Origin of the sequence: Novipirellula artificiosorum (genome assembly GCF_007860135.1) — a bacterium.
Classification (GTDB): domain Bacteria; phylum Planctomycetota; class Planctomycetia; order Pirellulales; family Pirellulaceae; genus Novipirellula_A; species Novipirellula_A artificiosorum.
The window spans coordinates 277,850-303,937 of sequence record NZ_SJPV01000008.1 but is presented as its reverse complement, the minus strand read 5'-3'; the positions used below and the strand labels follow the sequence as shown (position 1 = coordinate 303,937).

Annotated in this window: 21 protein-coding genes; 13 read left to right on the top strand and 8 right to left on the bottom strand. The window is 55.3% G+C overall.

The window, feature by feature from the left end; translation table 11 throughout:
* Positions 1-929: 929 nt before the first annotated feature.
* Genes Poly41_RS21590 through Poly41_RS21580 form a run of 3 tightly spaced genes read right to left on the bottom strand, consistent with a single transcriptional unit; the run spans position 930 to position 3,597 of the window.
* On the bottom strand, positions 930-1,613 hold the full coding sequence (locus tag Poly41_RS21590; protein WP_146528802.1) for a hypothetical protein: 684 nt from the start codon (positions 1,611-1,613) through the stop codon (positions 930-932).
* Complete coding sequence (pyrE, locus tag Poly41_RS21585) at positions 1,614-2,171, bottom strand: orotate phosphoribosyltransferase (protein WP_146528801.1); 558 nt, start codon at positions 2,169-2,171, stop codon at positions 1,614-1,616.
* Between the two features lie 49 nt (positions 2,172-2,220).
* Positions 2,221-3,597: a L,D-transpeptidase family protein gene (locus Poly41_RS21580; protein ID WP_231615832.1), complete on the bottom strand. Its 1,377-nt coding sequence runs from the start codon at positions 3,595-3,597 to the stop codon at positions 2,221-2,223.
* A gap of 353 nt (positions 3,598-3,950) precedes the next feature.
* Between Poly41_RS21580 and Poly41_RS21575 the strand changes: the two genes are divergently transcribed.
* Positions 3,951-4,718 carry an FkbM family methyltransferase gene (locus Poly41_RS21575; protein ID WP_197231508.1) on the top strand — a complete coding sequence of 256 codons (768 nt, stop codon included), beginning with the start codon at positions 3,951-3,953 and terminating at the stop codon, positions 4,716-4,718.
* Positions 4,719-4,763: 45 nt separating this feature from the next.
* Here the strand turns inward: Poly41_RS21575 and Poly41_RS21570 are convergent, their stop codons facing one another.
* The 3 genes from Poly41_RS21570 to Poly41_RS21560 form a co-directional block, all read right to left on the bottom strand.
* On the bottom strand, positions 4,764-5,816 hold the full coding sequence (locus tag Poly41_RS21570; protein ID WP_146528799.1) for an exostosin domain-containing protein: 1,053 nt from the start codon (positions 5,814-5,816) through the stop codon (positions 4,764-4,766).
* Positions 5,813-6,538, bottom strand: a complete 726-nt coding sequence (locus tag Poly41_RS21565) for an FkbM family methyltransferase (RefSeq protein ID WP_146528798.1) — start codon at positions 6,536-6,538, stop codon at positions 5,813-5,815. Before Poly41_RS21565 ends, Poly41_RS21570 begins: the two co-directional genes overlap by 4 nt.
* A gap of 177 nt (positions 6,539-6,715) precedes the next feature.
* Positions 6,716-7,834: a glycosyltransferase family 61 protein gene (locus Poly41_RS21560; protein ID WP_197231507.1), complete on the bottom strand. Its 1,119-nt coding sequence runs from the start codon at positions 7,832-7,834 to the stop codon at positions 6,716-6,718.
* 349 nt (positions 7,835-8,183) lie between these two features.
* Here Poly41_RS21560 and Poly41_RS21555 point away from each other — a divergent pair, with 349 nt between their 5' ends.
* The 9 genes from Poly41_RS21555 (at position 8,184) to Poly41_RS21515 (ending at position 16,974) form a co-directional block, all read left to right on the top strand.
* Positions 8,184-9,899, top strand: coding sequence for a class I SAM-dependent methyltransferase (locus Poly41_RS21555; protein WP_197231506.1), 1,716 nt, complete (start codon positions 8,184-8,186; stop codon positions 9,897-9,899).
* 20 nt (positions 9,900-9,919) lie between these two features.
* Entirely contained in the window at positions 9,920-10,918 is a 999-nt protein-coding gene (locus Poly41_RS21550; RefSeq protein WP_146528795.1) for a hypothetical protein, read from the top strand.
* 372 nt (positions 10,919-11,290) lie between these two features.
* Positions 11,291-12,046 (top strand): triose-phosphate isomerase, encoded by a 756-nt coding sequence (gene tpiA / locus Poly41_RS21545; protein WP_146528794.1) that lies wholly within the window; start codon positions 11,291-11,293, stop codon positions 12,044-12,046.
* A gap of 121 nt (positions 12,047-12,167) precedes the next feature.
* The gene (secG, locus tag Poly41_RS21540) at positions 12,168-12,755 is read left to right on the top strand and encodes a preprotein translocase subunit SecG (RefSeq protein WP_146528793.1); all 588 of its coding nucleotides are present in this window, start codon (positions 12,168-12,170) and stop codon (positions 12,753-12,755) included.
* A 7-nt stretch (positions 12,756-12,762) separates the two neighbouring features.
* Complete coding sequence (locus tag Poly41_RS21535; protein WP_197231505.1) at positions 12,763-13,716, top strand: YicC family protein; 954 nt, start codon at positions 12,763-12,765, stop codon at positions 13,714-13,716.
* Between the two features lie 80 nt (positions 13,717-13,796).
* Positions 13,797-14,402, top strand: coding sequence for a guanylate kinase (gene gmk / locus Poly41_RS21530; RefSeq protein WP_146528791.1), 606 nt, complete (start codon positions 13,797-13,799; stop codon positions 14,400-14,402).
* The gene (locus tag Poly41_RS21525; protein ID WP_146528790.1) at positions 14,387-14,662 is read left to right on the top strand and encodes a DNA-directed RNA polymerase subunit omega; all 276 of its coding nucleotides are present in this window, start codon (positions 14,387-14,389) and stop codon (positions 14,660-14,662) included. The genes gmk and Poly41_RS21525 overlap by 16 nt, the downstream gene beginning before the upstream one ends.
* Positions 14,659-15,207 (top strand): flavoprotein, encoded by a 549-nt coding sequence (locus tag Poly41_RS21520; protein ID WP_146528789.1) that lies wholly within the window; start codon positions 14,659-14,661, stop codon positions 15,205-15,207. The genes Poly41_RS21525 and Poly41_RS21520 overlap by 4 nt, the downstream gene beginning before the upstream one ends.
* Positions 15,208-15,312: 105 nt before the next feature.
* Positions 15,313-16,974 (top strand): putative manganese-dependent inorganic diphosphatase, encoded by a 1,662-nt coding sequence (locus tag Poly41_RS21515; protein WP_146528788.1) that lies wholly within the window; start codon positions 15,313-15,315, stop codon positions 16,972-16,974.
* 988 nt (positions 16,975-17,962) lie between these two features.
* On the opposite strand, the gene Poly41_RS21510 is transcribed toward Poly41_RS21515, so the two are convergent.
* Positions 17,963-19,777: a CRTAC1 family protein gene (locus tag Poly41_RS21510; protein WP_146528787.1), complete on the bottom strand. Its 1,815-nt coding sequence runs from the start codon at positions 19,775-19,777 to the stop codon at positions 17,963-17,965.
* 169 nt (positions 19,778-19,946) lie between these two features.
* Entirely contained in the window at positions 19,947-20,801 is an 855-nt protein-coding gene (locus tag Poly41_RS21505) for an alpha/beta hydrolase (RefSeq protein ID WP_146528786.1), read from the bottom strand.
* Positions 20,802-21,033: 232 nt separating this feature from the next.
* Here Poly41_RS21505 and ribA point away from each other — a divergent pair, with 232 nt between their 5' ends.
* From ribA to purL, 3 genes are read left to right on the top strand one after another with little or no spacing between them, the layout of a single operon-like run.
* On the top strand, positions 21,034-22,239 hold the full coding sequence (gene ribA, locus Poly41_RS21500; protein ID WP_146528785.1) for a GTP cyclohydrolase II: 1,206 nt from the start codon (positions 21,034-21,036) through the stop codon (positions 22,237-22,239).
* Positions 22,236-23,081: a prephenate dehydrogenase gene (locus Poly41_RS21495; protein ID WP_197231504.1), complete on the top strand. Its 846-nt coding sequence runs from the start codon at positions 22,236-22,238 to the stop codon at positions 23,079-23,081. Before ribA ends, Poly41_RS21495 begins: the two co-directional genes overlap by 4 nt.
* Positions 23,082-23,118: 37 nt before the next feature.
* On the top strand, positions 23,119-26,061 hold the full coding sequence (purL, locus tag Poly41_RS21490; RefSeq protein WP_146528783.1) for a phosphoribosylformylglycinamidine synthase subunit PurL: 2,943 nt from the start codon (positions 23,119-23,121) through the stop codon (positions 26,059-26,061).
* The last annotated feature ends 27 nt before the right edge of the window (positions 26,062-26,088 follow it).

The window sequence follows — 26,088 nt, the reverse complement described above, 5'->3', positions numbered from 1 at the left end:
GTGGCGCGCGTGGCGGGGACCCTGCCTGCGCGGCAAGTTGGAGTGACTTTGCAAATTTCGTTTCACCTAGAATACTGGTCTCCCCGCCCGCTCGCGGCTCGTTGTACCTCGCATCTCGGGTGGTGTCCAATACATCTGCGGGGTAGGTGACGAGATTTCGCTCTGGACTTTCGACAAACCGCTGCGAATGATTGCTGCCTTGCGGTTCGCGCTGGTGCTGCGAACATGGGAAAGCCTGTTGCACGGAGGTGCGGTNGTAGCACCCTTGGCGCACCGTCGACCGGGATATCCCTTGTCAAGTTGCACCTCTGCAGAGCTCGACTCCGTTTCTACCGGCAACTGTACGATAACAAGTGAAAATAGCTCCTGCCAGCAATCATGGGACACCGGAGAGATGCCTCGAAAACCTCCTGCGCACGCTTCCGCCGGATGAGCCAAAAAACCTAGGTGCGCAAGAGCCTCAGCAAGCTTGCACCTTCGCAAAAATCGGATAAGCGACGCAGACCTTGTGGATCGGAATGCAACGCTGCCACGACCTGTCCAACGCATGGAACACATTCGGACCAGGAGCCAAAAAAATATCACCGGATTAGGATGTGGGGTACAACGAGCGCTGCGCGGGCAGGGGTGGTTGGATACCTGAACACTGTGTTCGTCACAACTTAAATACCGGACGACCTCAAAAATTGGGGGAGATGGGAGCCAGAGAGGAAGGGTGTAAGGACAATACCTTTGGGAAACACCGGCGTCTGAAGCGCCGGGAGGCGACATGAGGCTCTTGTCCCCCACAGTGGACCTCCGACGATTTTTGGGCTCCAGAGCTTTTCTACGAAGATGGCAAGTCCCGCTACCTGGGCATCAAGATCGAGTACGAATTCGAAAGAGCGGATTGGTATGATGCATCGAAATAAGCGGGGTGGGGCGCTACGTTATGCGGCGGCTTGGTGCAACGGTTTGCACGCATAGACGATCCCGCTGCGTTTTCGGTCAAGCGTGTCGATCGCGTCAATGTGCCGCAAAACATAGGCGATTTTTTGGGCGACCCAGCGAGGTCGATCAATCCAGCCGGCGAGGTCCGACGTGTTGAACTGGCTTGTTCCCGGCGGGACCTTCACGAGTGACAACAGATCGCTGGACAAGCGAAATTCATGCGTCTCGGAAATCGATTCCAACTCGACGTCGTGAACCTTGTACTCCTTGTGCCATCTTCGACGCCGACGTTTGCTCGGGATTCGCGTTTCCATCACATGCACCATCGGGACTTCCAGCACCAAATTCCGATGCGGGAAGACTCGGGTGAAGTAGATCAGGTCTTCGAAAATATCGAGTAAATCACCGCGTTTCGGACTCATTCGGCTACTGTAGATGGGCCCTCCCGCTTTCTTGGCCTTGGCGATACGTGTACGAGCCACGACCGGTTTGACCACGCGAAGCGAATGTCGTTTGAGCAGATCGTGGCATTTGTCGCGAATCGCAGAGAGCCCCGCGCACTGCACTTCAATCAACTCATCGCCTCGAACCGCGTCAATCCGATACGCACCCAAAACGACTTCGGTGTCGGATTCGTCAGGTGCGTAACAACGTTTCAGCTGTTGATGAAGCGTTGTTTCCATCTATTCAGGCTCAATGCCAAAATCTCGAATGGTCGTCAACGTTTTGAGCTCGAGTCCTTTGGCGGCAAAAGCTTCGGCACCACCGGCCAATCGATCGATGATGCCGATCACGTAAAGCACCTTCAATCCAAATGCCTCAGCAGCCTCAACCGCTTTGATTGCACTGCCGCCGCTCGTGATCACATCTTCGACGATGACAACGCGTTGGCCAGACTCGACGGGGCCTTCCACTTGTTTCCCGGTCCCATGACCTTTGGCTTCTTTTCGAACCATGAACCCCTTGAGCGGCAAGTCACGCTGCCCAGCAACGGTGACAATCGATGCCGTGATCGGATCGGCGCCGATCGCCATGCCTCCCACCGCGTCCGGCAGATCGCCTGAGGATTCGATAACACTCAGCATCCCCTGAGCAATTAGGTTTGCGCCTTGGGGGTGCAAGGTGATTTTTCGACAATCAAGGTAATACGAGGCCTTCTTCCCACTGGCGAGGGTAAAATCACCCCGCTGAAGTGACTCACTGCGAAGAAGATCCATTAAGGCGTTACGGTCGTAGCTCATGCTTGTCCAATTGGCACGTGTCTTTCGGAAAACGTTTCGGACAGCAAGTTTAGCGGCGGATTGTCACCGAGGAACCCTGGGTCAAGATGCCGTACAAATCATCGGCATAATCCGCGGCGACACTGATGCACCCCTGCTCACTCGGCTTGGTCGCATAGGGGCTGCCGTGAATGCAAAGCTGGCTGCCAAGATCAAGCCAAAGGTTGCCGTAAGGGTTGTTCGGATTCCCGGAGGGGATGGTACCACCCGAAGCGCCGTAGTAGGTTCGCTCGGATTGTTTGTCTTGAACGGTAAAGGTCCCTGGTTTCGGCGAAGGATCGTTGCCGATCGCAATCGGGAACCGGCCAGCGTAGAGATCGCCGAGGAACAAGGTCAATTCTTTGCTTGACAGGTTCACTTCGGCGCGGAACGGGCCACGAACCACCTTCAATTCCGTTCCCGGTAACACCGTGATCGGGTCTTCGATTCCGTTGATGTTTGCCAGCAATTGCCATGGTACCTCGTAGCGAACCGCAATTTGCATCAGCGTTTCGTGATGGCCGACACGGTAGGCCTGTTCAAGCAAATGTCGCTTGGAATAGATCACTTCGGCTGCCAACGGATCGAGTCGGCCAAGCAGTTCCGAGCGTTCTGAGACGCTCAAATCGGGGGTGTTGTAGAAAAGGCTGAGGGTCGTGAGCGCTTCTTTGCGTTGGTCGCTTGCGTATTGCTGATCCGCCGTTCGGATGGCGTTGGTCAAACCGAGGTTGGGCTTGGACGGTCCGCCGGGGAATTCGGATCCTGCAACGGCGCCGGTTTGCGAAACTGGGTCACTGAGTGAAGTGGAGGTTCCAGAACCGGAAGCGACTGCGGTCACCGCAGGTGTGCTGTCGAGGCTTGGATCAAACGCGGCGATATCCGTCGCCCCTAAATCCGTCGGTGCCCCCCCCGCGTCAAGCGAGGCATCCATCTGACTAGGATTCGGCATATCAAACGACATGCTCGTCGACGGATAGTTCATTCCGTCGTTGGGGGGCGTGTTATTGAGGCTGGCCGAGGCGAAACTCGCCGGCGTGTTTCGTTGCGGCAGCGCGGCGTCGTCCGGTTGGTAGATCGTCAGATCTGAAACGCTGCCGGAATCGGACATCTGGGCCGAGACACCATCCGACACGTTGTACGATTGCCCGCCGATCTGGTTCATCTCATTACGGTAAATGCCATCGGCCGAATCGTTCATCGACGCCGTTGCCGCGGGACTGCCGCTGCTGATCCCCAGTGAACCCAACGATTCGGGCAAACCGCTTTCGATATCAAAGCCACCCTCATCGAGCACCAATTCGGCGACCTCAGGAGGCAACGATTCCGGCGGGGTGGTCAGCGAGACGTAGGCCCCGTACATGACCGTCATCAGCAATACGACGACGGCAGCAGTTTTCAGCGTTTGCACGACTGTCCTCCAAAAAACCGACTCGCAAGTTGCCGAGTCGACGATGGGCATCAAGGTACATTAGAAATCAAACGGATCGCATCCCAATACGACCCAATGCAAAGCAACCTAATCAAATCCGAAGCATCAAGACCAGAGCAGTTTTGACGTATTCCTCTCACGTTTAACAGCGGACGCAGCTCGCACCCCCAAGAATTCTCGCTGCCCATTTCCTGTTGCCCCGTCATCGCGAAATCGGCTATGAGATGGAGAATGCAAGCGGAAGATCGGCCAACTTCGGATTGCTGACAAAAACACCCTCTATTTATTGTTCTGCGATAAGAACACCACGATCCGATACGGAATTCAGAATCATGCATCATGTCAAGAATCTGGCGAAACGTGCCGGGCATCGTGTTCAAAAGACCGTTGGCTATCGATTGCTAAGAACGAAAAAATGGGGGGTCGATTGGCTCGATGACTGCCTGAGAATCGCGTCCGAAGGCTGGCACCCTCAGTTCCGTTCGTTGGAGGTGGTTTTTGACGTTGGTGCGAATATTGGCCAGACAGCACGGAAACTTCATCTGCGTGCATGCCCGCGTACGATCTATTCGTTTGAGCCCGTGGCATCGACGTTCGAGCAACTGCGGTCCAATACGGAAAATCTTCGATCGGTGAAATGTCTGCCTTACGGACTCAGTGACAACGACCAGGAAGCACAGATCAACATTTACACCGCGAGCGTGCTCGCCTCCACCTGCGATCGATCCCCAATCCTTTCGTCTGACTGCGAAGCCTTTGAACGAACGGAAACCATCCAGTTGCGTACGGTGGATTCGGTCTGCCGGGAATTTGAGATTGATTCGATCGATTTGCTGAAGGTCGATACCGAGGGAGCGGACCTGCGCACGCTTCAAGGCGCCTCCGAAATGCTAGCCAGCCACCGTATCGGATTCGTGCTCTTCGAGTTCTATTGCCCGACATCACCGATAACCGAAAACGGCACGTACTGCCCTGTTGATGCGTTTCTCAGCTCACAGGGTTATCGGCTGATCAGCTTTTACACCGACTTTGTTCACGAACAACAATCCATTGGCGTCTACAACGCACTCTACATGGCGACGCCAGAGGTGTTGGTTTGAGGGTGAGGTGTCGTCGGTTAATCGTGTGGTGGAAACGAAGCTGCTCTAACTTGCCCGCATTGCGGCCTTGCCTTGCGAGTCAAGCGACATCGACGCAAGCCGATTAGCGATCAACTGGTGAGCTCCTTGCTCAAAGAAATGGTGGCGATTCGCCTTCATTCCTGCTTGCAACTCCTCAATCCTTTCGTCGGGGATCTCTCGCAGTATCCCGCTGATATCAGCGAGGTTACTCTCGGCAAGCACGATCGAAAAATTTTGCCACGGGATTTGGCCCGCGAATGGTAATCGGTAGCCGTCAGCAAGGAGCACGGGGATGGAACCGAACACGGGGGCCTGAAATAGTCGAAACGACCATCTCCCGAAGCCTGCCGGGCAGAGTGTAAAGGTCGACCGACGCAGCATTCCAATGTCAGAGCCCGCTACTTTGCCGTAGCGTTTCCTCGCATCCTTCGCCGTGCCGACGAACCAGTCAGGTCCTCGGCCAGCGATGTCAAGCAGTTTCCCTCCTCGAACGTGGTCCCTCGGAAGTTCCTGATAGGCAAGCGTTCCAGCAAAGGAATAGAGTAGATCTCGATCAGGCGGATCAACTCGACGCCGAAACAGAGCGTGTAGTAACGGCATTTTCGCAGGGGCAGTTTGCGTCACATAGGGGATCGCACCGATGTCGCATGGCAAAAGGTCGTCGGTCGACTCGAAAGCGATTAACGTGATTCGCTCGTCCAACCCTTCATAGAGGTTTGGGTATGCTCGATTGGATGCTTTCGACTCCCAGACGCTACGTTTTCGCTGCCCAAAATCACCTGAGCCAAATAACAACAAACGCTTGCCAGGAAACCGTTGGGCCGTACGTTCGATGGTTGGGCCAGGATCGGGCAGCGTGTTTTCCCAGACAACATTTTGCAGGTTACAGAACTGAAACAGAATGAGATTGATGGGTAAAAAAACATAGTCTGCCTCGTCAGGATCGGATGTCTGATATTCCTGATGAAGGAACACCCTTAACCGATCGTAGAACCGGGCATGAACGGACATGTGGGGCCCGACCTGGTTATGCACATACTGTTCAACCTCGCCAGGCTCGGGAAAGAAGATTTTCACGATATGCCCAATCGATCACGAAAGAAAATGGTCCTCGCGGTCTTTGCGACCAATTCATATTCCTGCTCACCTAGATATGCGGCGACAGGTGATTCGATTGCCTCTTGGATCGTCGTGTTGTCCAGACTAGCGCCATGATGCTCGGCCAAAACCAGTGTTGGCCGATAACGCGTCCAATCATTGCTCTGAAGCACTTCTAAATCGAGTCCTTCGACGTCAACCGTCAAGAATGAAATTGCCTGATTGTCCGGAAGGTGTTGATCCAAGATTGAGGCGAGTGATTGAGGATTAACTTTTTGGGTGCCCAAAGTCTCGCAGCCCATTTCCTGTGAAACGCGGTTCGCGAATTCAGGCGAAAGGGTCGTTACGGCGCCCTCGGCAAAGATAACCATGTCGCGTTCTTCGCCCGGACGGCCGACGGCAGCGGTTAGGTTGGTGTCCCGTGGTCGAAGCCGCTTAAATGCCTCCATCGCTGTCGGGGCGGCGTCGATGTTTATTCCTCGCCAACCTTTGAGATAGAAAAAGTAGGTATTTGAATACTGAGTAGGGTGATGCGCTCCGACATCGACATAGTATCCCGTTGCTTGCCGAAAGAGGAAACTCTCTAAAACTAGGTCTTCGCCTTCTTGCGCGAACGCATTTCGTTGTCCTGCCAGTGGTTTTCTAAACGCACCAACCCATCGCCGAATCGTTCCCACTTTTTGCTCCTCGTTCATGTCCATTGAATGATGCTGCTTGCGCCGGCAAGTCTAGGAATTCCTGAATTTCACGTCAACCTTTCGCTCATCACCAAGCGATCCGTTACCCGTATCCAAGTCGCATCCCCAATGAAGCCAAGAAGCTCGAAGCACCTCTGCTTTGCTAGCCGAGTCAAACGTGAACGTCCTTGTTTTGCTGCGCTAAGCAATACGACGCGGTTTGCTGGCGTCCACCTCGGAGCCCACTGTCATTTGGTCAATTGTTTGATCCAGCTTTTTTAAATCGACAACGATATCGGCCCAGTGCGCGTCCTTTTTCATGTCGGCGCGTTGGCACAACATGTAGTAGTAGTTCAGTCCTGCCGCAGAAGCAAGATTGAAGAAGCAATTGGGGATGGGGCCAATCGCATCTCGCATTTCAAGAACCTGGCTTCCGGGTTTCATCACCATGATATTCGCCAGCCCGCCTCCGTGACTGGCAACCAACACATCTGCGTTCGAGGCCACTCGCACCTGAGTCTCCCAGTCATACTGTTCCGCTACGAACTCGACGAATCCATGATTCCTGAGAACCGACAACACTTCGCTTTCGTTCTGAATTCTTCGCTTGCCAGCCAGTCTCCGTGACAAGTAAACGCGGTCACCACCGATTGCCACTGGAGTCGCCGCACTTGAATGGTCCACTGCGTTGGATTGCATAAATTGCAGAATTCGGTCTCGCAATTCCCAAATGATCGACTCTTCGTGATTCCCGGTGACAGCGAGGTGTGACGGAAAAACCATTTCGTCACATTCGATTCTTTCAAAACGCTTCAAGAAGCGAACCCCCCCCAGTCCGAACGGCTTTAAACTTTCCACCATGTACGCGTGACGTCGATATTTGTAAGGAAGCAACAGCGTTAGCCTCGAAAGGTCGTACGCTCGCGACGCAAGTTGCAATCTCGGCAGAGCATCGCAAATCCAGTGATAGTACCCACAACTCCAATTGTCAGTGATCCAAATCACAGGATCCGAAAGGTGACTTCTCCTTTGCAACCGACGTTCCAGTGCCGCTCGCCAATGCCCGCGTCGTCGACGCCACGTGAATGCATGATCCTCGCAAACGAACGATTCGACCAAGTATTCGCTGTTTTGACGAAGTGGGCCACGACCGTGTGCCTCGACCGAATGCAGTACCCGCACGGTTGCCGCAGGCATGTCGTAAGCAAGGCAAGACTTAAAAACGTGCAAATCTTCGGCGATTAGGTTTTTAGGATGTGTCCGTATCGATGTTCGTGGACACAGTTCTGGCGGTGCCTCTTGGGAATACCGAGTTTGCATGGGTCGTTCCAACGGCTCGAAGGCAGAAAGTCTAAACGGGTAAAAAGAGGAAGCGAACGAAATGAGATCGTGAAGCTTGACGCTCAATCGATGAAGTCGGATGTATCGAGTTTCACCACCTTGTGTCAACTTCAGACATCCTCTTGATAGCATCACTTGGTCTGCCGTAGTCACCTCCAAGCCCCATCCCAGCGTGCGCGGGTGTGATTATCCGCTCTTTCGACCCGGCGGATAACTTTGCTAAACAGCAGCGAGCAATGTACGAAAACCCATATTGATGGCTTGTTCCATGTCCCAAACTTGTCGCGTCTGTTCCGCTTCGGCCAAATCATTTGGAGCGGCTACGATCATGGGAAAATACGACATCGAGTATTTTCGCTGCTGTGAGTGCCGGTTCATCCAAACGGAACAACCCTACTGGCTCGACGAAGCCTACCAAGACGCGATCATTCCTACGGATGTCGGCTTAGTCCGCCGCAATCAGACGTTTTCGAAGATCACTTCGCTGACCCTTCGCTATCTGCATCCCACTGCATCGCGCTGTGTCGATTACGGTGGTGGCTATGGCATGTTCACTCGAATGATGCGAGACCTCGGACACGACTTCGTTCACCTCGATCCCTATTGCCAAAACCTGTTTGCCAAAGGATTTGAGGCCGATGCCGAACAGCAGCACTATGATTTCTTGACGGCGTTTGAAGTCTGGGAGCATATGGCGGATCCCCAAGTCGAAATCGCCAAGATGGACCAACTGGCTGACCATTGGTTGATCTCGACCGTCGCCCAACCCGATTCCGCACCTCGGCCGGGCGAGTGGTGGTACTACGCGACCGAAGGTGGTCAACATGTAGCGCTCTGGTCTGAAAAAGCACTTCAAACAATCGCTCAGCAGTACGGTCGGCAACTCGTTTCGGCTCGTGGCGGACTGCACCTGTTCAGCCGAAGTCCGGTCAGCCCGTTCTTAGCGAACCAACTGCTTCGCGGCCGTGCCATGGGCATCTTGCAACGAATGCGACGGCGAAAGTCGCTGTTGCAAAACGACTACCAGGTTGCCTTGGAAGCAACCAGTGCCAAACAGAGTTTGGCAACCGTCTCGCCGACTTTGTCCATTCCAACACGGAACGAATCGCTTGATGCGGCCGTGGCGTTCATCACGTTCAACCGCCCAACGGAAACGGCTCAGTCCTTTCAATCGATCCGCGAGGCACGGCCCAGCAAACTGTTCTTGATCAGCGATGCCGCCCGACCCAACGCTCCGGGTGAAGCCGAAAAGGTCGAAGCTTCGCGCCGGATCGCCGAAAACGTTGACTGGGACTGCGAAGTCGTTCGCATCTATGCCAGCGAAAACCTGGGCTGTGGTCGACGAGTCAGCTCTGGGATCACCGAAGCCTTTGAGCATGTCGATCGCTTGATCATCCTCGAAGACGACTGCATCCCCGATCCGACCTTCTTTTCCTATTGCAAATCCCTGCTTGATCGCTACCAAGACGACACGCGAGTCACGGGGATTAGCGGAAACAATTTCCAACAGGGCCATGCTCGTGGGTCGGCAAGCTATTATTTCTCGCGGTACCTGCACTGCTGGGGCTGGGCAACGTGGCGCCGAGCATGGCAAAACTACGATCTATCGATTTCCAAGTGGCCGGCCCTTCGGGAATCGGGATTCCTTGAATCCGTCTTTCCAACGACGAAAGAACGGAAGCACTGGACTCAACTGCTTGATTCGGTTCACGAAAAAAAGATCGACACATGGGATTTCCAGTGGCTTCTTCATTGCTGGTCACTCGGTGGTCTGAACGCTCACCCCAACGAAAATCTGGTGACCAATATTGGCTTTGGTCCCAATGCAACACACACCACCAAAGGCACCCCGTACGCAAACATGAAGCGATCATCCTTGGCCGAAATCACCCACTGTGACGATGTCGTTCAAGACACCGATGCTGACAAATTTTCGTTTGAGCATATCTTTAACGACGAGTCGAGAAAAAAGAGACGACCATTTTGGAAGCGTTTTCGGCTCGATTACCAATCGAATCCCGTTCCGCATTCGCGCGCCGCGTAGAGGAACGTCCGAAGAACTCCATGACCGATTCACCGATCCTGTTTTGCCATTTCGACAACAGTCGCTACTTACCCTATGTCTTGGAAACAGCTCGGCTAACGAATCCTGACAAGCCGATCATCCTGCTTGGCGATGAAAAAAACCGCTGGATAGGGCCCGCCAAGGGCATTGACCATTTGCTTTACCGTGATTTTGACTATGGTCACCTGATCGAGCAGTTTGACCGTCTTTATCGCACGGTCCAAGGTCCGTTGCACCGGCACATGCGTGGCCGCGTCGATTGGCTCAAGTTTGTATTCAAACGGTGGTTCTACGTCTACAACTTCCTCGTCGAACACGACCACCCATCATTCTGGCATTTCGACTCTGACACGATGGTTCTCGTTTCATTGAGGGAACATGAATCCAAGTTTGATGCCTATGACTGCACCGAGCAGTGCAACGGAGATTGTTTAAACGGTTTTGTGCCCGATGCCTCCTTCCTACTGCGGTTTCTGAACTTCATCAACGTCTTGTTTGGCGACGAAGCCTTTTTGCAACAAAAGCAGCGGTTCTTTGACGAGCAGGAACCCACTTTTTCTTTCAACGAGATGTCGGCCTTCGCGGAACTGAAGAAAAGGCAAACGGTCAAATCGATTCGACTAAACACAACCATCGACGGAAGCACTTTTGACGATTGTCTATGCCAGGAACACGGCATGGAAATGGAACGGATTTTTACGGAAAAGGAAATTAAAAAGGTTCGTTGCTCGGACCGAGGCGAGTTCTTTTGCTTCGATGCGGAATCTCGAGAATCGATTCGGCTCAATACGCTCAACCTCTCGTGGGTCCCTGTTGAGACCTTTGAAGTTGTCTCCCACCAGGTCAAAAAGTGTTCGGAAAAACTGTCCACGGGCCCTGGCAAGCCGATTGACCAAATGCCGACGATCTCCGAGTTGCTCTGGAAACAGCATTTCTACAGCTGCTTGCTTGGTAACCTGCGGGCGAAAACTCGCTCGTTCCGAAAACGAGCCCATTGACCACAAATCAACCCATTTTCGCTGCCAAACGACTCCATTGGCCTCGACGATTCTGCTCGTCGCCTGCTACATTGCCCCGCTTGTCCGTTGCCGGGATACCAGAACGCCCGGAAATGTACGCACATCCACCCCCTGGCCCCCGCTGTGATCTTGCAACGTAACGCAACCGACACGCGCATCGACCAGGTCTTGAACCGGTTCGAGGGGCTGGGGCGGACCGTGCGCAACATGAAGTTCAGGATTGTCCGACGCGAGCCAGGAGCGATGGCCCTCAGGCACCTATAAACGATCAATCTCGTCAGCTCGCGGGCCAATGCCTGGCTTAGCCGAGCTTGTTGGAAAAACCATTTTACCTCTACCGGAGCTGATACCTTGACTCGCCAAACTGTGATTGCTGGAAACTGGAAAATGAACATGCGGTGCGACAGTGCCGTCGCGCTGGCAAAAGGGGTCGTCGCTGCCGTGGGCGACCATCCGTCGGTCCAAGTGGTTCTGTGCCCGCCGTCGGTCTATTTAACCGAAGTCAATGATGCTGTGGCGGGAACGCCCGTTGAATTGGGTGCCCAAAACCTCTATGCCGATGGCGACGGCGCCTTCACGGGTGAGGTCAACGCCGCGATGTTAACCGATGTGGGTTGCCACTACGTGATTTTGGGCCACAGCGAACGCCGTACGTTGATGGGCGAAACCGATTCGGACGTCAGCAAGAAGTTGCATGCCGCGCTCGCCGGTCACTTGGTTCCCATCGTCTGTGTCGGCGAATCGCTCGAACAGCGAGAAGCGAACGAAACCGAGAAAGTGATTGAGCGACAAATCAACGGATCGCTCGCTGGTCTTGACGAAGTTCGTGCTGCGGGCATCGTGATCGCCTACGAGCCGATTTGGGCGATTGGCACGGGAAGAACCGCCTCACCCGAGCAAGCCGAGGAAGTTCATGCTTTCATCCGCAAAGAACTCGGCAAGATGTTTGGCGAAGATGTCGCCGCTCAAATCCGGATTCAATACGGTGGCAGTGTCAAACCCGGCAATGCAAAAGAATTGCTCAGCCAACCGAATATCGACGGCGCACTCGTCGGCGGTGCCAGTCTGAAGGTCGAGGATTTTGCCGGAATCATTGCCGCTGGCTAATAGAATCATTGCCGCTGGCTAAAATACGAGCCATTCCCTCAAGACGAAGGATCGCTCATTTCCAAACGCCCCGGGTTGCCTGATCAACGGACTCGCGGCGCCTTCCATTAGGACCAAGTAAATGACCAACACTTTTATCATCGGAACGATCACCGGCGCATTGCTGGGCTGGTTGATGGGTTTTCTCTCGCTTTTTCTGATTCTGTTGGTCTTGATCCAACGGGGCAAGGGAGGCGGATTGACCGGGGCTCTCGGCGGACCTGGCGGCCAAAGTGCATTCGGCAGCAAAGCGGGCGACACGTTCACGGTCATCACCGTTGTGGTCGCCACCGTCTGGGCGTTCACTTGCGCATTCACGATGTGGTTGCTCGGGACACACAAACCGACCGCGACCATCACGAGTTCCCCGTCAGTTGAATCGGGGCCTGGTGATCGTGGTGCCGACGACATTTCCATTCCACCGATCAGCGACGAAGACTTGGCAGCGCCAGCAGCCAGCTTGGATGCGGGACTGAGCAGCCCGGAAGGGTCAAGCGAAGGTTCGCTCGAACTGACACCGGCAACCTCCGAAGCGGAATCGTCGCGAACAGCCGAATCCACCGATGGACCGGAATCGGCGGAAGCCAGCGACGAATCGGCCCCGGAAGAAGCGGCCCCGGAAGAAGCGGCCCCGGAAGAAGCGGCCCCGGAAACCGGAGACGGCAATTAGCGGCCGCATGAATCCCAATACGTTCCATCAAATCCGCAGCATGACCGGACAAGGCCATGCTTCGCAGCCATCGGATCTGGGGACGATCTTCGTCGAGGTCCGGACGGTGAATAACCGTGGGTTTAAGTGCATCCTGCGTTCGCTCGATTCGCTCTCGGCGTTCGAAAGTCGGATCGAGTCGCTTGCGCGTTCCTTGATCCATCGCGGCAGCGTCAGTTTGTCGATCTCATGGAAACGGCCGCCGGCCGATACGGTCCCCCAAATTGATCAAGAGGTGTTGCAGGGCTACCTGAGACAACTGCAGCAATCTCGTGAATCCATCGCACGCTCCGACCTTGCGGGACCGGGAGACGGCAGCAACGTGACGATTGACTTGGCCCAACTCGCGCTGCTTCCGGGGGTGATCATCCAGTCGCAAAGCGACCAACGGGATAACAAAACGCTTTGGAAAGTGATCGAACAAACGATCATGGCCGCGATCGAGAATCTGAATGCGATGCGAGCGCAGGAAGGTTCACACATGGCCGAAACGCTACGCAGCGAGTGCGAAACAATCGGAAAGCATGTCGAACAGATCGCCGAACTTGCTCCCCGCTGTGTCGAAGCCTACCAGAGGCGTTTGGAGACGAAGGTACAGCGTTTACTTGCAAAACATGAAGTCGAAGTGTCCAAAATCGACTTGCTGCGAGAGGTCCAAATCTATGCCGATCGGTCCGACTTCAGTGAAGAGATCACGCGGCTTGGCAGTCATTTGCGAATGAGCCAGAGCGTCTTGGATGGCAGCGGAGGCGAAAATGGCGCCGAGCCGACGGGCCGCAAGTTGGAGTTCATCGTCCAGGAAATGCTCCGAGAAACGAACACGATCGGCAGCAAGGCGTCCGACACCGAGATCTCAGCTCACGTCGTTGAAATCAAATGCGCAATTGAACGCATCCGAGAATTGGTTCAGAATTTAGAGTAACCCCGAGAGAGCGGGGCGGGGGACGTTTCGAGCTTGGCGCCAGCCGCTTGCGAACGGGACATCTTCGCCGCAGAACGACAATGAACAACAGATCCCCCGCAGGCCGATTGGTCATCATTTCCGGTCCCAGTGGAGCGGGGAAGTCGACGGTCGTGCGCCGCTTGTTGAGCGAATGCGATCTGCCGCTTCAGCTGAGCATTTCCGCAACCACGCGTGCCCCGAGGCCGGGCGAACAGCATGGTGAGGACTATTTCTTTCTCTCGGATGGCGAATTTCAAGATCGGATCCGTGGCGGCGACTTTTTGGAACACAAAGAGGTTTTCGGCTGCGGGCATTGGTACGGAACCCTGAAAGAACAGGTCGCCACTGGTCTAAATACTGGGAAATGGGTAATTTTGGAGATCGACGTTCAAGGCGCACTGGCCATACTGGACCAACAAGCGTTCAGCCCCATTTCGCTATTCCTTCACCCTGGGACCATGGATGAATTGGAACGGCGGCTTCGGGATCGAGGTACCGAATCGGAGGAAGCCATCACATCGCGAATGGAAACGGCACATCGTGAAATGCAGTCCCTGCATCGCTACCAATACGAAATCATCAACGAGTCGGTCGATCGCGCCGTCTCGGATATCTGCCAAATTTTGAAAGACCAAAAGGAAAAACAAAGATGCTCGAAGAGCTAAAAGAAGAAGAAATCGTCAACAAGGTCGGTGGACGCTTTAAGTTAAGCACGCTGATCCAGAAGCGGTTGGTTCAGCTAAACCAAGGCAGCCGAGCCTTGGTGAACGTCGACACGCACGACAAAATGTCGATCGTGCTGCAGGAAATCGTACAAGACAAAATCGTCTTGAACATGGACAATGAGGTGCAATCGCTCGAAGAGTTGACCGCTGCTGCCGAGGCGTCCTCCGACGGGCCTGATTTGGATGCATCGGATCTATGACCACCGGCAGTCGCGCCATTTTGTTGGCTATCGGTGGCGGGATTGCCGCCTACAAATCCGCGGTGGTGTGCAGCCGATTGGTGCAGTCCGGAAACGATTTGCGGACTGCCATGACCGGTTCTGCGACCCGGTTCGTCGGCCCCACGACGTTTGCTGCCTTGTCCGGTAAACCGGTGGCGATGGATTCGTTCGACAGCAACCAGCAGCCTTTAGGCGGCCACATTGAATGCAGCCGAGACTTGGATTTGATGATTGTCGCCCCCGCCACCGCGAACTTGCTTTCCAAATTCGCCAACGGTCTGGCGGACGATTTGGTCAGCACGCTGTATTTGCAAGTCGAGTGTCCCGTGCTATTGGCTCCTGCGATGAGTGCTTCCATGTGGGGGAAACCATCGGTGCAGCGTAACATCGCTACACTGCGGCGCGATGGCTGTCACGTCGTGGGTCCCGATACCGGATGGCTAAGTTGCCGGGTAAGGGGCGAGGGCCGAATGAGCGAACCGGAAGCCATCATTGAGGCAGCACGAACGATCCTGGAAGCATAGCCATCGAGGCCCCCGTGGTAATCCATTGGCTGATCGATGGCCTCGATTCCGATGCCGCCACCCTGCTTGGCTGTTACCTGTCTTCTTCGCGTCAAAGAGCTTTTCATGACGATTTACGTCTTCGGACATCGCAATCCTGACACCGATTCGATTTGCAGCGCGATTGCGTACGCGGACTTTCTAAAACGGACGACGCGCCCCGATGCGGTCGCTGCCAGTTGCGGGGCGCCGAACCAACGGACCGAGTTCGCGCTCCGCAAAGCGCATTTAACGCATCCCCGAATCATCATGGATATCCGCCCCGAATTGGAGGATGTTTGCCAACGGTCCGTGATCGCTGCACGGCATGATGACGCGTTTTTCGAAGTCTATCAGTTGATGAAGCAGCATTCCCTGCGTGCAATCCCCGTGCTGGATGACGACGAACGGTTGGTCGGCATCGTTTCGCTTTTGGATCTGTTGGAGCTCGTGTTTCAGGGGGGCGTCGATCCGCTGCATTCACGTGAGGTCTGCAGCAACCTCAGTAAAGTCGCGTCGGTACTTGGCGGCAGGTTGGCGCACGCCGTTGAACCCGACCGCACCGACGATTTTATCCTGACCGTCGGCGCGATGAGCGCCGAAGGGTTTACCACTCGGTTGAAAGGTTTTCCCTCCGAGCGGTTGCTGGTCGTCAGCGGAGATCGACCAACGATCCAACTGCCTGCACTGGAGATGGGAGCCAGGGCCCTCGTGGTCACCGGCGGTTTTGAGCTGTCCAGCGGCTTGATGCAACTCGCACAAGCTCGCGGCGTTTCGGTGATCATCAGTCCGTATGATACCGCGACGACCACGATGCGAATCAAAGCTGCAAGATTGGTCGATTCGGTCATCGAGCGGGATTTTGTCACGTTGCCCGCCAAGCTGCCCGTTTGTACGGCCCGACAACAGATCGTTCGCGCACCTCAAACCGTTTTCCCTGTACTCGATAACGGAAAACTGATTGGCGTGATCAGCAAGAGCGACTTGGTCAATCCACCCAAACCAGAGATTGTCTTGGTTGACCACAATGAATTGTCACAAGCGGTCAATGGAGCCGAGGACGCCGATATCGCCGAAGTGCTTGACCATCACCGCCTCGGTGGATCGCTGAGATCGTCGGATCCGATTCGCTTCACGCTCGAACCGGTTGGGTCAACCTGTACGTTGGTGGCTCGCAAATTCCGCCAAGCACAAATGTCCCCTTCCCCCGCGGTCGCGTTGTGCATGGCGTCGGGAATCATTAGCGACACCTTGTATCTGCGGTCGCCCACAACCACCGAGATCGACCGAGATCTCCTAGAGTGGCTCCAGCAGTTTTGTGAATTGGATTTGGAAGCCTACGCGAATGAATTCTTCGAAGTCGGTTCCGCTCTACGGTCTTGCACGCCCGACGAAGTGGTGCGTGAAGATTGCAAGGAATTCCATGAGGCGAATAGCCGATTCTCGATTTCTCAAATTGAAGAAATTGGCTTTGATTTGTTCTGGCAACGCAAAGACGAACTCGCAAAGGCGCTTGCAAATTTGGCTTCCGAGCACAGCCTTGATTTCTCGGCACTGTTGGTGACCAACATTGCCAGCAACGGCAGCCTGCTGCTGATGAGCCGACAACCGGAGGGTTGGGACGACATCAATTACCCCGAACTCGAAGAGAATCTCTACGAACTCGAAGAAGTGGTCAGCCGTAAAAAGCAACTCTTGCCGCTGATCATCAGCCTACTCGACTCTGCTCCTGCGGAAGAACCGGGCTAATGCATCCTCTTATCAAAGTTGGCCGCGCGTTGTGGGCCCTCCCGCGATCGCTCGTTGTACCCCACATCCTAATCCGGTGAAATTTTTTTGGCTCCTGGTCCGAATGTGTTCCATGCGTTGGACAGGTCGTGGCAGCGTTGCATTCCGATCCACAAGGTCTACGTCGCTTGTCCGATTTTTGCGAAGGTGTAAGCTTGCTGAGGCTCTTGCGCACCTAGGTTTTTCGGCTCATCCGGCGGAAGCGTGCGCAGGAGGTTTTCGAGGCATCTCTCCGGTGTCCCATCATTGCTGGCAGGAGCTATTTTCACTTGTTATCGTACAGTTGCCGGTAGAATCGTGCAGTTGCCGGTAGAAACGGAGTCGAGCTCTGCAGAGGTGCAACTTGACAAGGGATATCCCGGTCGACGGTACGCCAAGGGTGCTATCGGTTCCCGGCGGACGACCGACCGTCGGGGACTCTTTTCTAAGAGATCATTGGACACCGGAGCCATACCTCCAAAAAACCTTGAGTCTGGGTTCCGCGCGCTTCGGTCGGATGAGCCGGTTTTTTGACCGAGGAGTCCGAGAGCCACCGCACCCATGAACCGCACCTCCGTGCAACAGGCTTTCCCATGTTCGCAGCACCAGCGCGAACCGCAAGGCAACAATCATTCGCAGCGGTTTGTCGAAAGACCAGAGCGAAATCTCGTCACCTACCCCGCAGATGCATTAGACACCACCCGAGATGCGAGGTACAACGAGCCCGCGATCGGGAGGGGTGGTGTACCTCGCCCTTTGCGAGAGTCGAGCAGAGCGAGGGAGAGCGGTGGTGTACCTCGCCCCTTTGGGAGAGGTCGAGCGCAGCGAGGGAGAGGGTTTCGTGGCACCCAATTGACTTGCTCCATACGCCCCCTTTCGAATGGTTGATACTTTCCATCGGTTTCCAAACCCCCATCGATTCGTCAGGCCACCCTCGGGGCGGGCGAAGCTTAACGACTCAACCTCATAATCAAGACTCATCGATACGCCCAAAACCTTCTTCGATCACGTGCTCCTGATCGATGCCAACTCCTTCGATCGTTTGAACCTCGCCACTGGGCCAGCGAATTTCAATGTCGCAGTGACCGCTAAAGTCGCCGAGCCCAAACAGCAGCATCGGTTGATGGGTTGATTGATAACTGCTGCCCCCCACCATTTGCTCAACCAAAACGCGATCGCCAGCGGTCACACTGACCTGCGCCCCAATGCCGCGACGCGGTGAGGCGTGACCGATCAGTGACACCTTCAACCAGTGACCTCGCTGCGAGTCATTCCTCAGCACTGCGGCAGGCTCATTTTGATGCACCACCGCAAAGTCGGTGTCGCCATCGTTGTCGAGATCGATTGACGCGACACCACGGCCGACATGTTTTTCGGAAAAGAACGATCCGCTACCCCGGCTTCGATCGTGCCAACGCTTGCCATCAAATTGAAACGCGGCGGGCGGCATTTTCAAGAGCGGGTTTTCCAAGAAATACTCAACGTGCCCGTTCGTGAAAAACATGTCTTGTAAACCGTCTTGGTCGAGATCATCCATCACGACACCAAAACCGAGAAGTTGCACCGTAGGTGTATGCAGCCCGAGATGGCTGGTGACGTCTTGAAAACCGGCCGGCCCAATGTTTCGATACAACGTATTTGATTCATCGTAATAGTGAGTGACGTAGATGTCTTGCAGCCCATCACCATCATAGTCTCCGATCCCCAAGCCCATCCCAGCCTGGTAGAGTCCTTCGTAGTTGACCGCACATCCATTCAAGAGTGCCCGGTCTTGGAAAGTGCTGTCGCCTAAGTTCATGAACAAGAAGTTTGCGGTGGTATCGTTGGCAACATAGATGTCCGGTTTTCCATCGACATTAAAGTCGGCGACAGCCACTCCCAGCGACTTGCTGCCATCGGCAATCAGACCTCGCTCCGCAACCTCGTCGCGAAACGTTCCATTGCCGAGGTTGATGAAGCAAGCATCCTGCATCGGCGGTGTTTCACGAGGCTGACAGATCCGCCGTGCACCGCTCGAATCGCGACAATCCAGCGGGTGCTTCGGATCGTACTCGAGGTAGTTGCAGACATAAAGATCCAAGAGCCCATCCCCTGTGACGTCGGCAAAGGCGGCTGAGGTGCTCCACTGTGACCCATCCACGGTTTCGGTGGCAACCGTCACATCGCGAAACGTCCCATCCCCCATATTCTCCAACAGCACATTGGGACCGATGCAAGTCAAGTAGAGATCGTCGAAACCGTCGTCATTGTAGTCACCGACCGCAACGCCTTGACCGTAATCGTATCGGCCAAACCCCGCCTGTTTGGTCGTGTTGCGGAACGCCAACTGCGATTGGTTTCGAAACAGTCCTACCGACGGTTGCGAAGGTCCCGCCGGTTTCGTCGCGTCGCCCCCTTGGGAGAAAAACAGATCCCAGTTCCCATCCAAGTCATAGTCCAACGCACCGACGCCACCCCCGAAGCCTTCGGACATCATCAAGTCGCCCGTGGCACCGTTCTCATAGACATGCTGCACTCCAGCCTCGGCAGCAATGTTTTCAAACTGGAACGGAGAAGCCTCGGGTTCGATGGCCGATGCTTCCCCGTCCAGTGATGACTCCGGCTGTGGCGAGCGAATCAGATCGCTCAGATTAGGGGCTTGCCCAGCGTCCGCAGGGACGTGGTGCTCGTTGAGACCGGTACTCCCTGCGCCAGAGGAACCGCCGCTCGGGGTATCCGGATTTCGCTTATTGCATCCTGAAAACAACAAGGCTGCAACGAGAATCAGTCGAAATCTTGCGCTCATGAAAACCTGATCAGAGGTGATGGTTCGAGTCGACAACGGTTAGTAACGATTTCCCGACGACGCTTCAGGTGATCGTTGGTTCGAGTATACACCTTCCGGTATTTTTCGTCATTGCTTGTCCCACTTGGCGACAGGTGCCGACGACCAACATCTTTTGGTGGTCAATCGCTTAGTCATTCGCAGTGAGTGCTTCAGCAAAAAATTCCCGGACCGCCTCGCTTGTTTTCGGGTTCAAAAACGTCATCAGGTGCCCTTGTCCGGGGAGTTTTGTCAATCGGCATTGCCCTCCGGCGTTTCGTATTGCATCGGAGAATGCGACACTGCCTTGGATCGGAACGATCGCATCGGTTTCACCGTGGATGATTCGGACGGGCGGGTCTTTGCAGGAAACATGAGCGATCGGTGAAGCCAACTGGTAGACTTTGGGGTTCTCGCGCCGCGAGCTGCCCAGGAAGTAGGCGAGCGTTGTATTGTCCAGTGGCAAGTCTTGGAAATCACAGGGGGGGCCACCGACACAGGTCGCGAGGATCGCCGGTAAAGCGATCCAGCGAGGATCGTTTGCTTTCCACTCGCTGGTAGCCACCTTCGTTTCGGTTGGCTCGTCTTGTAAGGCGGATAACAGTAGCGCAAGGTGACCGCCCGCCGAGTAGCCAAACAGCCCCACGCAATCAAGGTTGAAGTGATAGGTTTCGGCATGCTTGGCAATCCAGACCAACCCCTGGCGGAGATCGTCGAGCTGAGCAGGAAACCGGTACTGCGGAGCGAGCCGGTAGTTGATCGTGACGGTCGCATAGCCTTGGTTTGCCAAGAATCGCGAGTAGCCCGAGATGGTCCATTTGCTGCCGCTGACCCATCCGCCACCATGGACGACCAGAACGGTTGGGTAGCCACCCGTGGGTGGCTCGGTAGGGGGCAAAAGAACATCACAAAGGCCCGCGTTGCCATCCACGCGTTGGTTGTATCGCTGGTCTGGAAATGCGCGAAGCTCGTAAGAGGGATCGGTGGCGACAGCTTGGCCGACCATCCAGCTTTCGAAGGCCAATAAGCATGCGAAGGCAAAACAGAAAGGGAGGCGCCGAAATCGCAGGGGATATCGTTTTCGTAAAACCGCTGGCAAGGGTTCAAATCCTGTTCGATGGAAGCGTTTTTTGGGCGGTGGGAGGGTTTCGCCCTCAGACGTATAATAGGAGACTGTCGACTCGTTGATCCGTCAAATTTCCCACAGCTTTGTAAACGAAGCGTACCAAAAGTTCCCCATGGCCATTGAGCTTAACACTGTCCCGGAAGCGGTCGAGGCGATCCGTCGCGGCGAAGTGATCATCGTCGTTGATGCCGAAGATCGCGAAAACGAAGGTGATTTCGTCTGTGCTGCGGAAAAAGCGACTCCAGAGGTGGTCAATTTCATGCTGTCCGGCCGTGGACAGCTATGTGTTTCGATTTTGCCTGACGTCTGCAAGCGACTGGAACTCCAACCGATCGTCGCCAACAATGACGCCCCCCTGAAAACCGCCTTCATGACGCCGGTCGACATCCGTACGGCCAGAACGGGGATCACAGCACGGGAAAAAAGTGAGACGATCCTGCGGATGACAGCCGACAGCGCGAGCGCAAGCGAATTTGTTCGCCCCGGGCACGTTTACCCCTTGCTCGCCAAGCAAGGTGGGGTGCTGAGACGGGCCGGGCACACCGAAGCGGCGGTCGACTTGGCTCGAATGGCAGGGCTGAAACCAGCAGGGGTCGTTTGTGAGGTGCTCGACGAAACGGGCGACCGGGCGACCCGAGATGGTTTGGCGGCGATCGCCAGGCAACGGAACCTAAAAATCATCAGCATCGAGCAATTGATTTCGCATCGCCGCGTCAGCGAGAAATTAATCAGTCGCGCTGCCGAAACGTCTCTGCCAACGATGTACGGCGATTTTCGGATCGTGGTGTACTCGGTGGAATACGAAGCCCAGCAACCGATTGCGCTGTATTGTGGCGATTTGACCGCACCCGGAATCGCCCCCTTGGTGCGGATGCACAGCAGTTGTTTTACCGGCGATTTAGTGGCCTCGCTACGATGTGATTGTGGCGATCAATTACACATGGCCATGGAAATGATCAGTGCCGAGGGTCGCGGGGCTCTGATCTATTTGCCTCAAGAGGGACGTGGAATTGGGTTGGCCCAAAAGATCCGTGCCTATGCGTTGCAAGACAAAGGGCTCGATACCGTGGAAGCCAACCATGCGCTCGGGTTCAAGGCAGACATGCGGGATTATGGAATTGGGCTGCAAATCTTGAAGGACCTAGGACTCAGCGACATCCGGTTGTTGACCAACAATCCCAAGAAGACGGAAGCGTTCAATTTGCGAGGCTTTGATTTACGAGTGGTGGATCAAGTCCCGATCGTGTCAGATCCAAACGTTTACAACAAGAAGTACTTGGAAACCAAACGAGAAAAGATGGGACATCGATTGCCGTGAATGATTGGCCCCGTCGAATCGCAATCGTTGGCGTTGGGCTGCTTGGCGCGAGCGTGGCAAAATCGGTACGTGCCACGATCAAAGACCTTCATGTCACCGGTGTCGTCCGCGATCCTGGCAAACGCGAATCCTTGCTGCTGAACCACGTGATCGATTCGGGAACCGATTCGATTGAGACCGCCAGCCGCGATGCGGACGTCGTGGTGGTGGCCACGCCCGTAAACCATATCGCCGATTTTTCCTTGCGTGCTTCCGCTGCATCGCCCGCAGACTGTCTGATCACCGACGTCGGCAGCACCAAGCAAGGGATTGTAGATGCCGTTGCAAAAGACCACGACGCGATCCAGAAGTTCGTCGCAGCTCACCCGATCGCGGGCAGCGAAAAGACGGGGGCGGATTATGCCTGTGCCGACCTTTTTCGTGGCAAGATGACCGTTTTAACTCCGCATCCGCAAACCTCGGTCGAACAACTCAAGCGGGCGGAACGGTTTTGGCAATTGACCGGCTCGCGAACCGTGACCATGACGCCCGCAGAACACGACGACCACTTGGCAGCCGTCAGCCATGTGCCACACTTGGCATCGTCGGCGGTTGCCAACTTGGTTGCTGCAGATTCCGCAAACCTGGTCGGCAGCGGGTGGCTCGACATCACTCGCGTTGCCGCAGGCGATCCGGGGATGTGGTTGGCGATTTGCCAAGAAAATCGCCAAGCGATCCGACGGCAACTTGCACAACTCGCCGGTTCGATCGACGATTTGCAGCAGATGCTGAAAGACTCCGACGACGTTGGATTATTGCGTTGGCTTCAGCAAGCCAAGAGCATTCGAGATCAAGCACGATAGCTAGAAACACTGTTTACCATTCTTGAGGAACGCGACGATGCCGCTTTGGCAGATTGATATTTACCCTGCGGACGGACAAACCGACCGTGAAGCTCTGCGGACCCAAGAAGAGATTCATGAGCTTGGGCTGCACGATTCACTGAAGGTTGATTTTGCTCGCGGATTTTTGGTCCAAGGCGACTTTGCTCACGATCAAGCAATCCAGTTGGCCGAAACCTTGTTGGCCGATAGCGTCACCGAGCGATCGGTGGTCGCGATTGCCGGTCAAGACGCACTCAACGAGCCCCCAGGCGAAAACATGACGCTCGTTAATGTGTTGCCGAAACCGGGAGTGATGGATCCTGTTGCTGCCAGTACGATTGCGGCAGCCCGCGATATCGGTTTTGACGTTCACGCGGTGCGGACTCTTCGCAAGTATTGGCTGAGTGACGTTGACGATGCCATGCTTGATTCGATCTGCCGTCGCGCCCTCTCGAATGACTCGATCGAGCAAGTCGTCGTGGGTCCGCTCGAAATGGACCAACTCGACGTGGGCCAACCCCACGCGTTTCAACGGGTGACCGTTCCAATCCTTGAACTCGAGGGAGAGCAACTCGAAAAGCTCTCGCGTGATGGGCAGCTTTACCTCACGCTTGTCGAAATGGAGACGATTCGTGACCACTTTATCTCGATCGGACGTGATCCAACGGATATCGAACTGGAAACGATTGCCCAGACTTGGTCTGAGCACTGCAGTCACAAGACGTTGGCAGGGCGAATCCACTACCGTGGCCCTGGCGCTGACGGCACTCCCGAAGCCGATGAGCGTCAATATGACAACATGCTGAAGGAAACGATCTTCGCGGCGACGCAGTCGATTCGCAAATCGCTTGGTGAAGACGATTGGTGCGTCAGCGTCTTTAAGGACAATGCGGGTGTCGTGACGTTCGACGACGAATTTCACGTCTGCTTTAAAGTGGAAACACACAATCACCCGTCTGCACTGGAGCCCTATGGCGGTGCGAATACCGGGCTTGGCGGCGTGATCCGCGACCCGATGGGAACGGGGATGGGAGCCAAGCCCGTTTGCAATACCGACGTGTTCTGCTTCGCGCCGCCAGACACCGACCCCAGAACCTTGCCGCCGGGAGTCCTGCATCCCCGTCGTGTGATGAAGGGTGTGGTATCGGGGGTGCGAGATTACGGGAATCGGATGGGCATCCCCACGGTCAACGGCGCGGTCTATTTCGACCCGCGGTACCTCGGCAATCCGCTCGTCTATTGCGGCAACGTGGGAATGATTCCCATCGGCATGGAAGAGAAGGAAGTCATGCCCGACGATTTGATTGTCGCGATTGGTGGACGCACGGGGCGTGATGGGATTCATGGCGCGACCTTTAGCTCGGCCGAACTCACCAGCGAGTCCGAGTCGCTTTCGGGCGGCGCCGTTCAAATCGGTAACGCCATCACGGAAAAGATGGTCCTTGATGTATTGATGCAAGCCCGTGACCGTGGTTTGTACAACGCGGTGACCGATTGCGGCGCCGGTGGTTTTTCGAGCGCCGTAGGGGAGATGGGGGAAAAGATCGGTGCGGAAGTGTGGCTGGAGAAGGCACCGCTGAAGTACGACGGTTTGACCTACACGGAAATTTGGATCTCGGAGGCGCAAGAGCGAATGGTCGTTTCCGTGCCGCCGGAATCGTGGGATGAGCTACGCGAGCTTTGTGAAAGTGAGGGAGTCGAAGCAGCAATCCTCGGTCGATTCGCACCCACCGGAAGGCTGCAACTGACCTATCAGGGTCACGTTGTCGGCGATGTTTCGATGTCGTTTCTGCACGATGGACGCCCGCCGATCATCCGCGATGCCGTCTACCATCCACGGCCAACCGAAGCGGCCTGTTTGCCTTCGCTTGATGCGGAGGGACATGCCGACGTACTGCTCAAGGTCATGGGCAGTCTGAACGTCGCCAGCAAACATTGGATCATTCGCCAATACGATCACGAGGTCCAAGGCGGCAGCGTCGTCAAACCACTGGTCGGTCCACAATGTGATGGGCCCAGTGATGCTGCGGTCGTGAAACCGCGACTGCAAAGTCGTCGAGGCTTGGTGATGTCGTGTGGGATGAACCCGCATTACGGTGACTTTGATACCTACCATATGGCGACGTCGGCGATCGACGAAGCGATTCGCAACGCGGTTGCTGTCGGAGCCGATCCCCGTCAAATTGCGATTCTCGACAATTTCTGCTGGGGCTACACGGATCGCTCGGAAACACTCGGCTCGCTGGTACGTGCGGCGATAGCATGTCAAGACATGGCGATGACCCTCGGCACCCCCTTCGTCAGCGGTAAAGATAGTTTGAACAACGAGTTCAGCTACAGCGACAGTGATGGAAAACGGCAGACGATCGCGATTCCTCCTAGTTTGCTGATCAGCGCCATGGGGCAAATCGACGATGTTGGCCATGCGGTGACGATGGACGCCAAGCAAGCCGGCAATGCTGTCTTCCTGATTGGTGAAACCAAGTCCGAACTGGGGGGGTCGCACTTGCTGTTGGAACTCGGGATTTCGGGCGGGCAAGTTCCAACCGTGGATCAGCCGCTGGCCAAGATAACATTCGATGCGATGTACCAAGCAATCAAGAATCGATGGGTCCGCTCGTGCCACGATCTGAGTGAAGGTGGCTTGGCGGTTGCCGCGACAGAAATGGCGATGGCGGGTGGACTGGGCATGACCTTGGAACTGGAGTTGTTTGCCGATTCCGGTTTGTCCGCGACCGAGATCCTGTTCAGCGAATCGAACACCCGATTCTTGTGTGAAGTCACCCCCGAAAATGCCACCGCTTTTGAAAGGCATTTTTCAGAATCGGGTGTGACGGCCCGCCGCCTAGGTACAATAGAATCCATCGAAAACCTCGTGGTGCGTTCGGCGGATCAAACCTTGCTGAACGTGGAGCTGAAAACGGCAAAACAAGCATGGCTTGAACCGCTCAACTGGTAGTCGAACCTCACCCCGCGACAAGAGTCT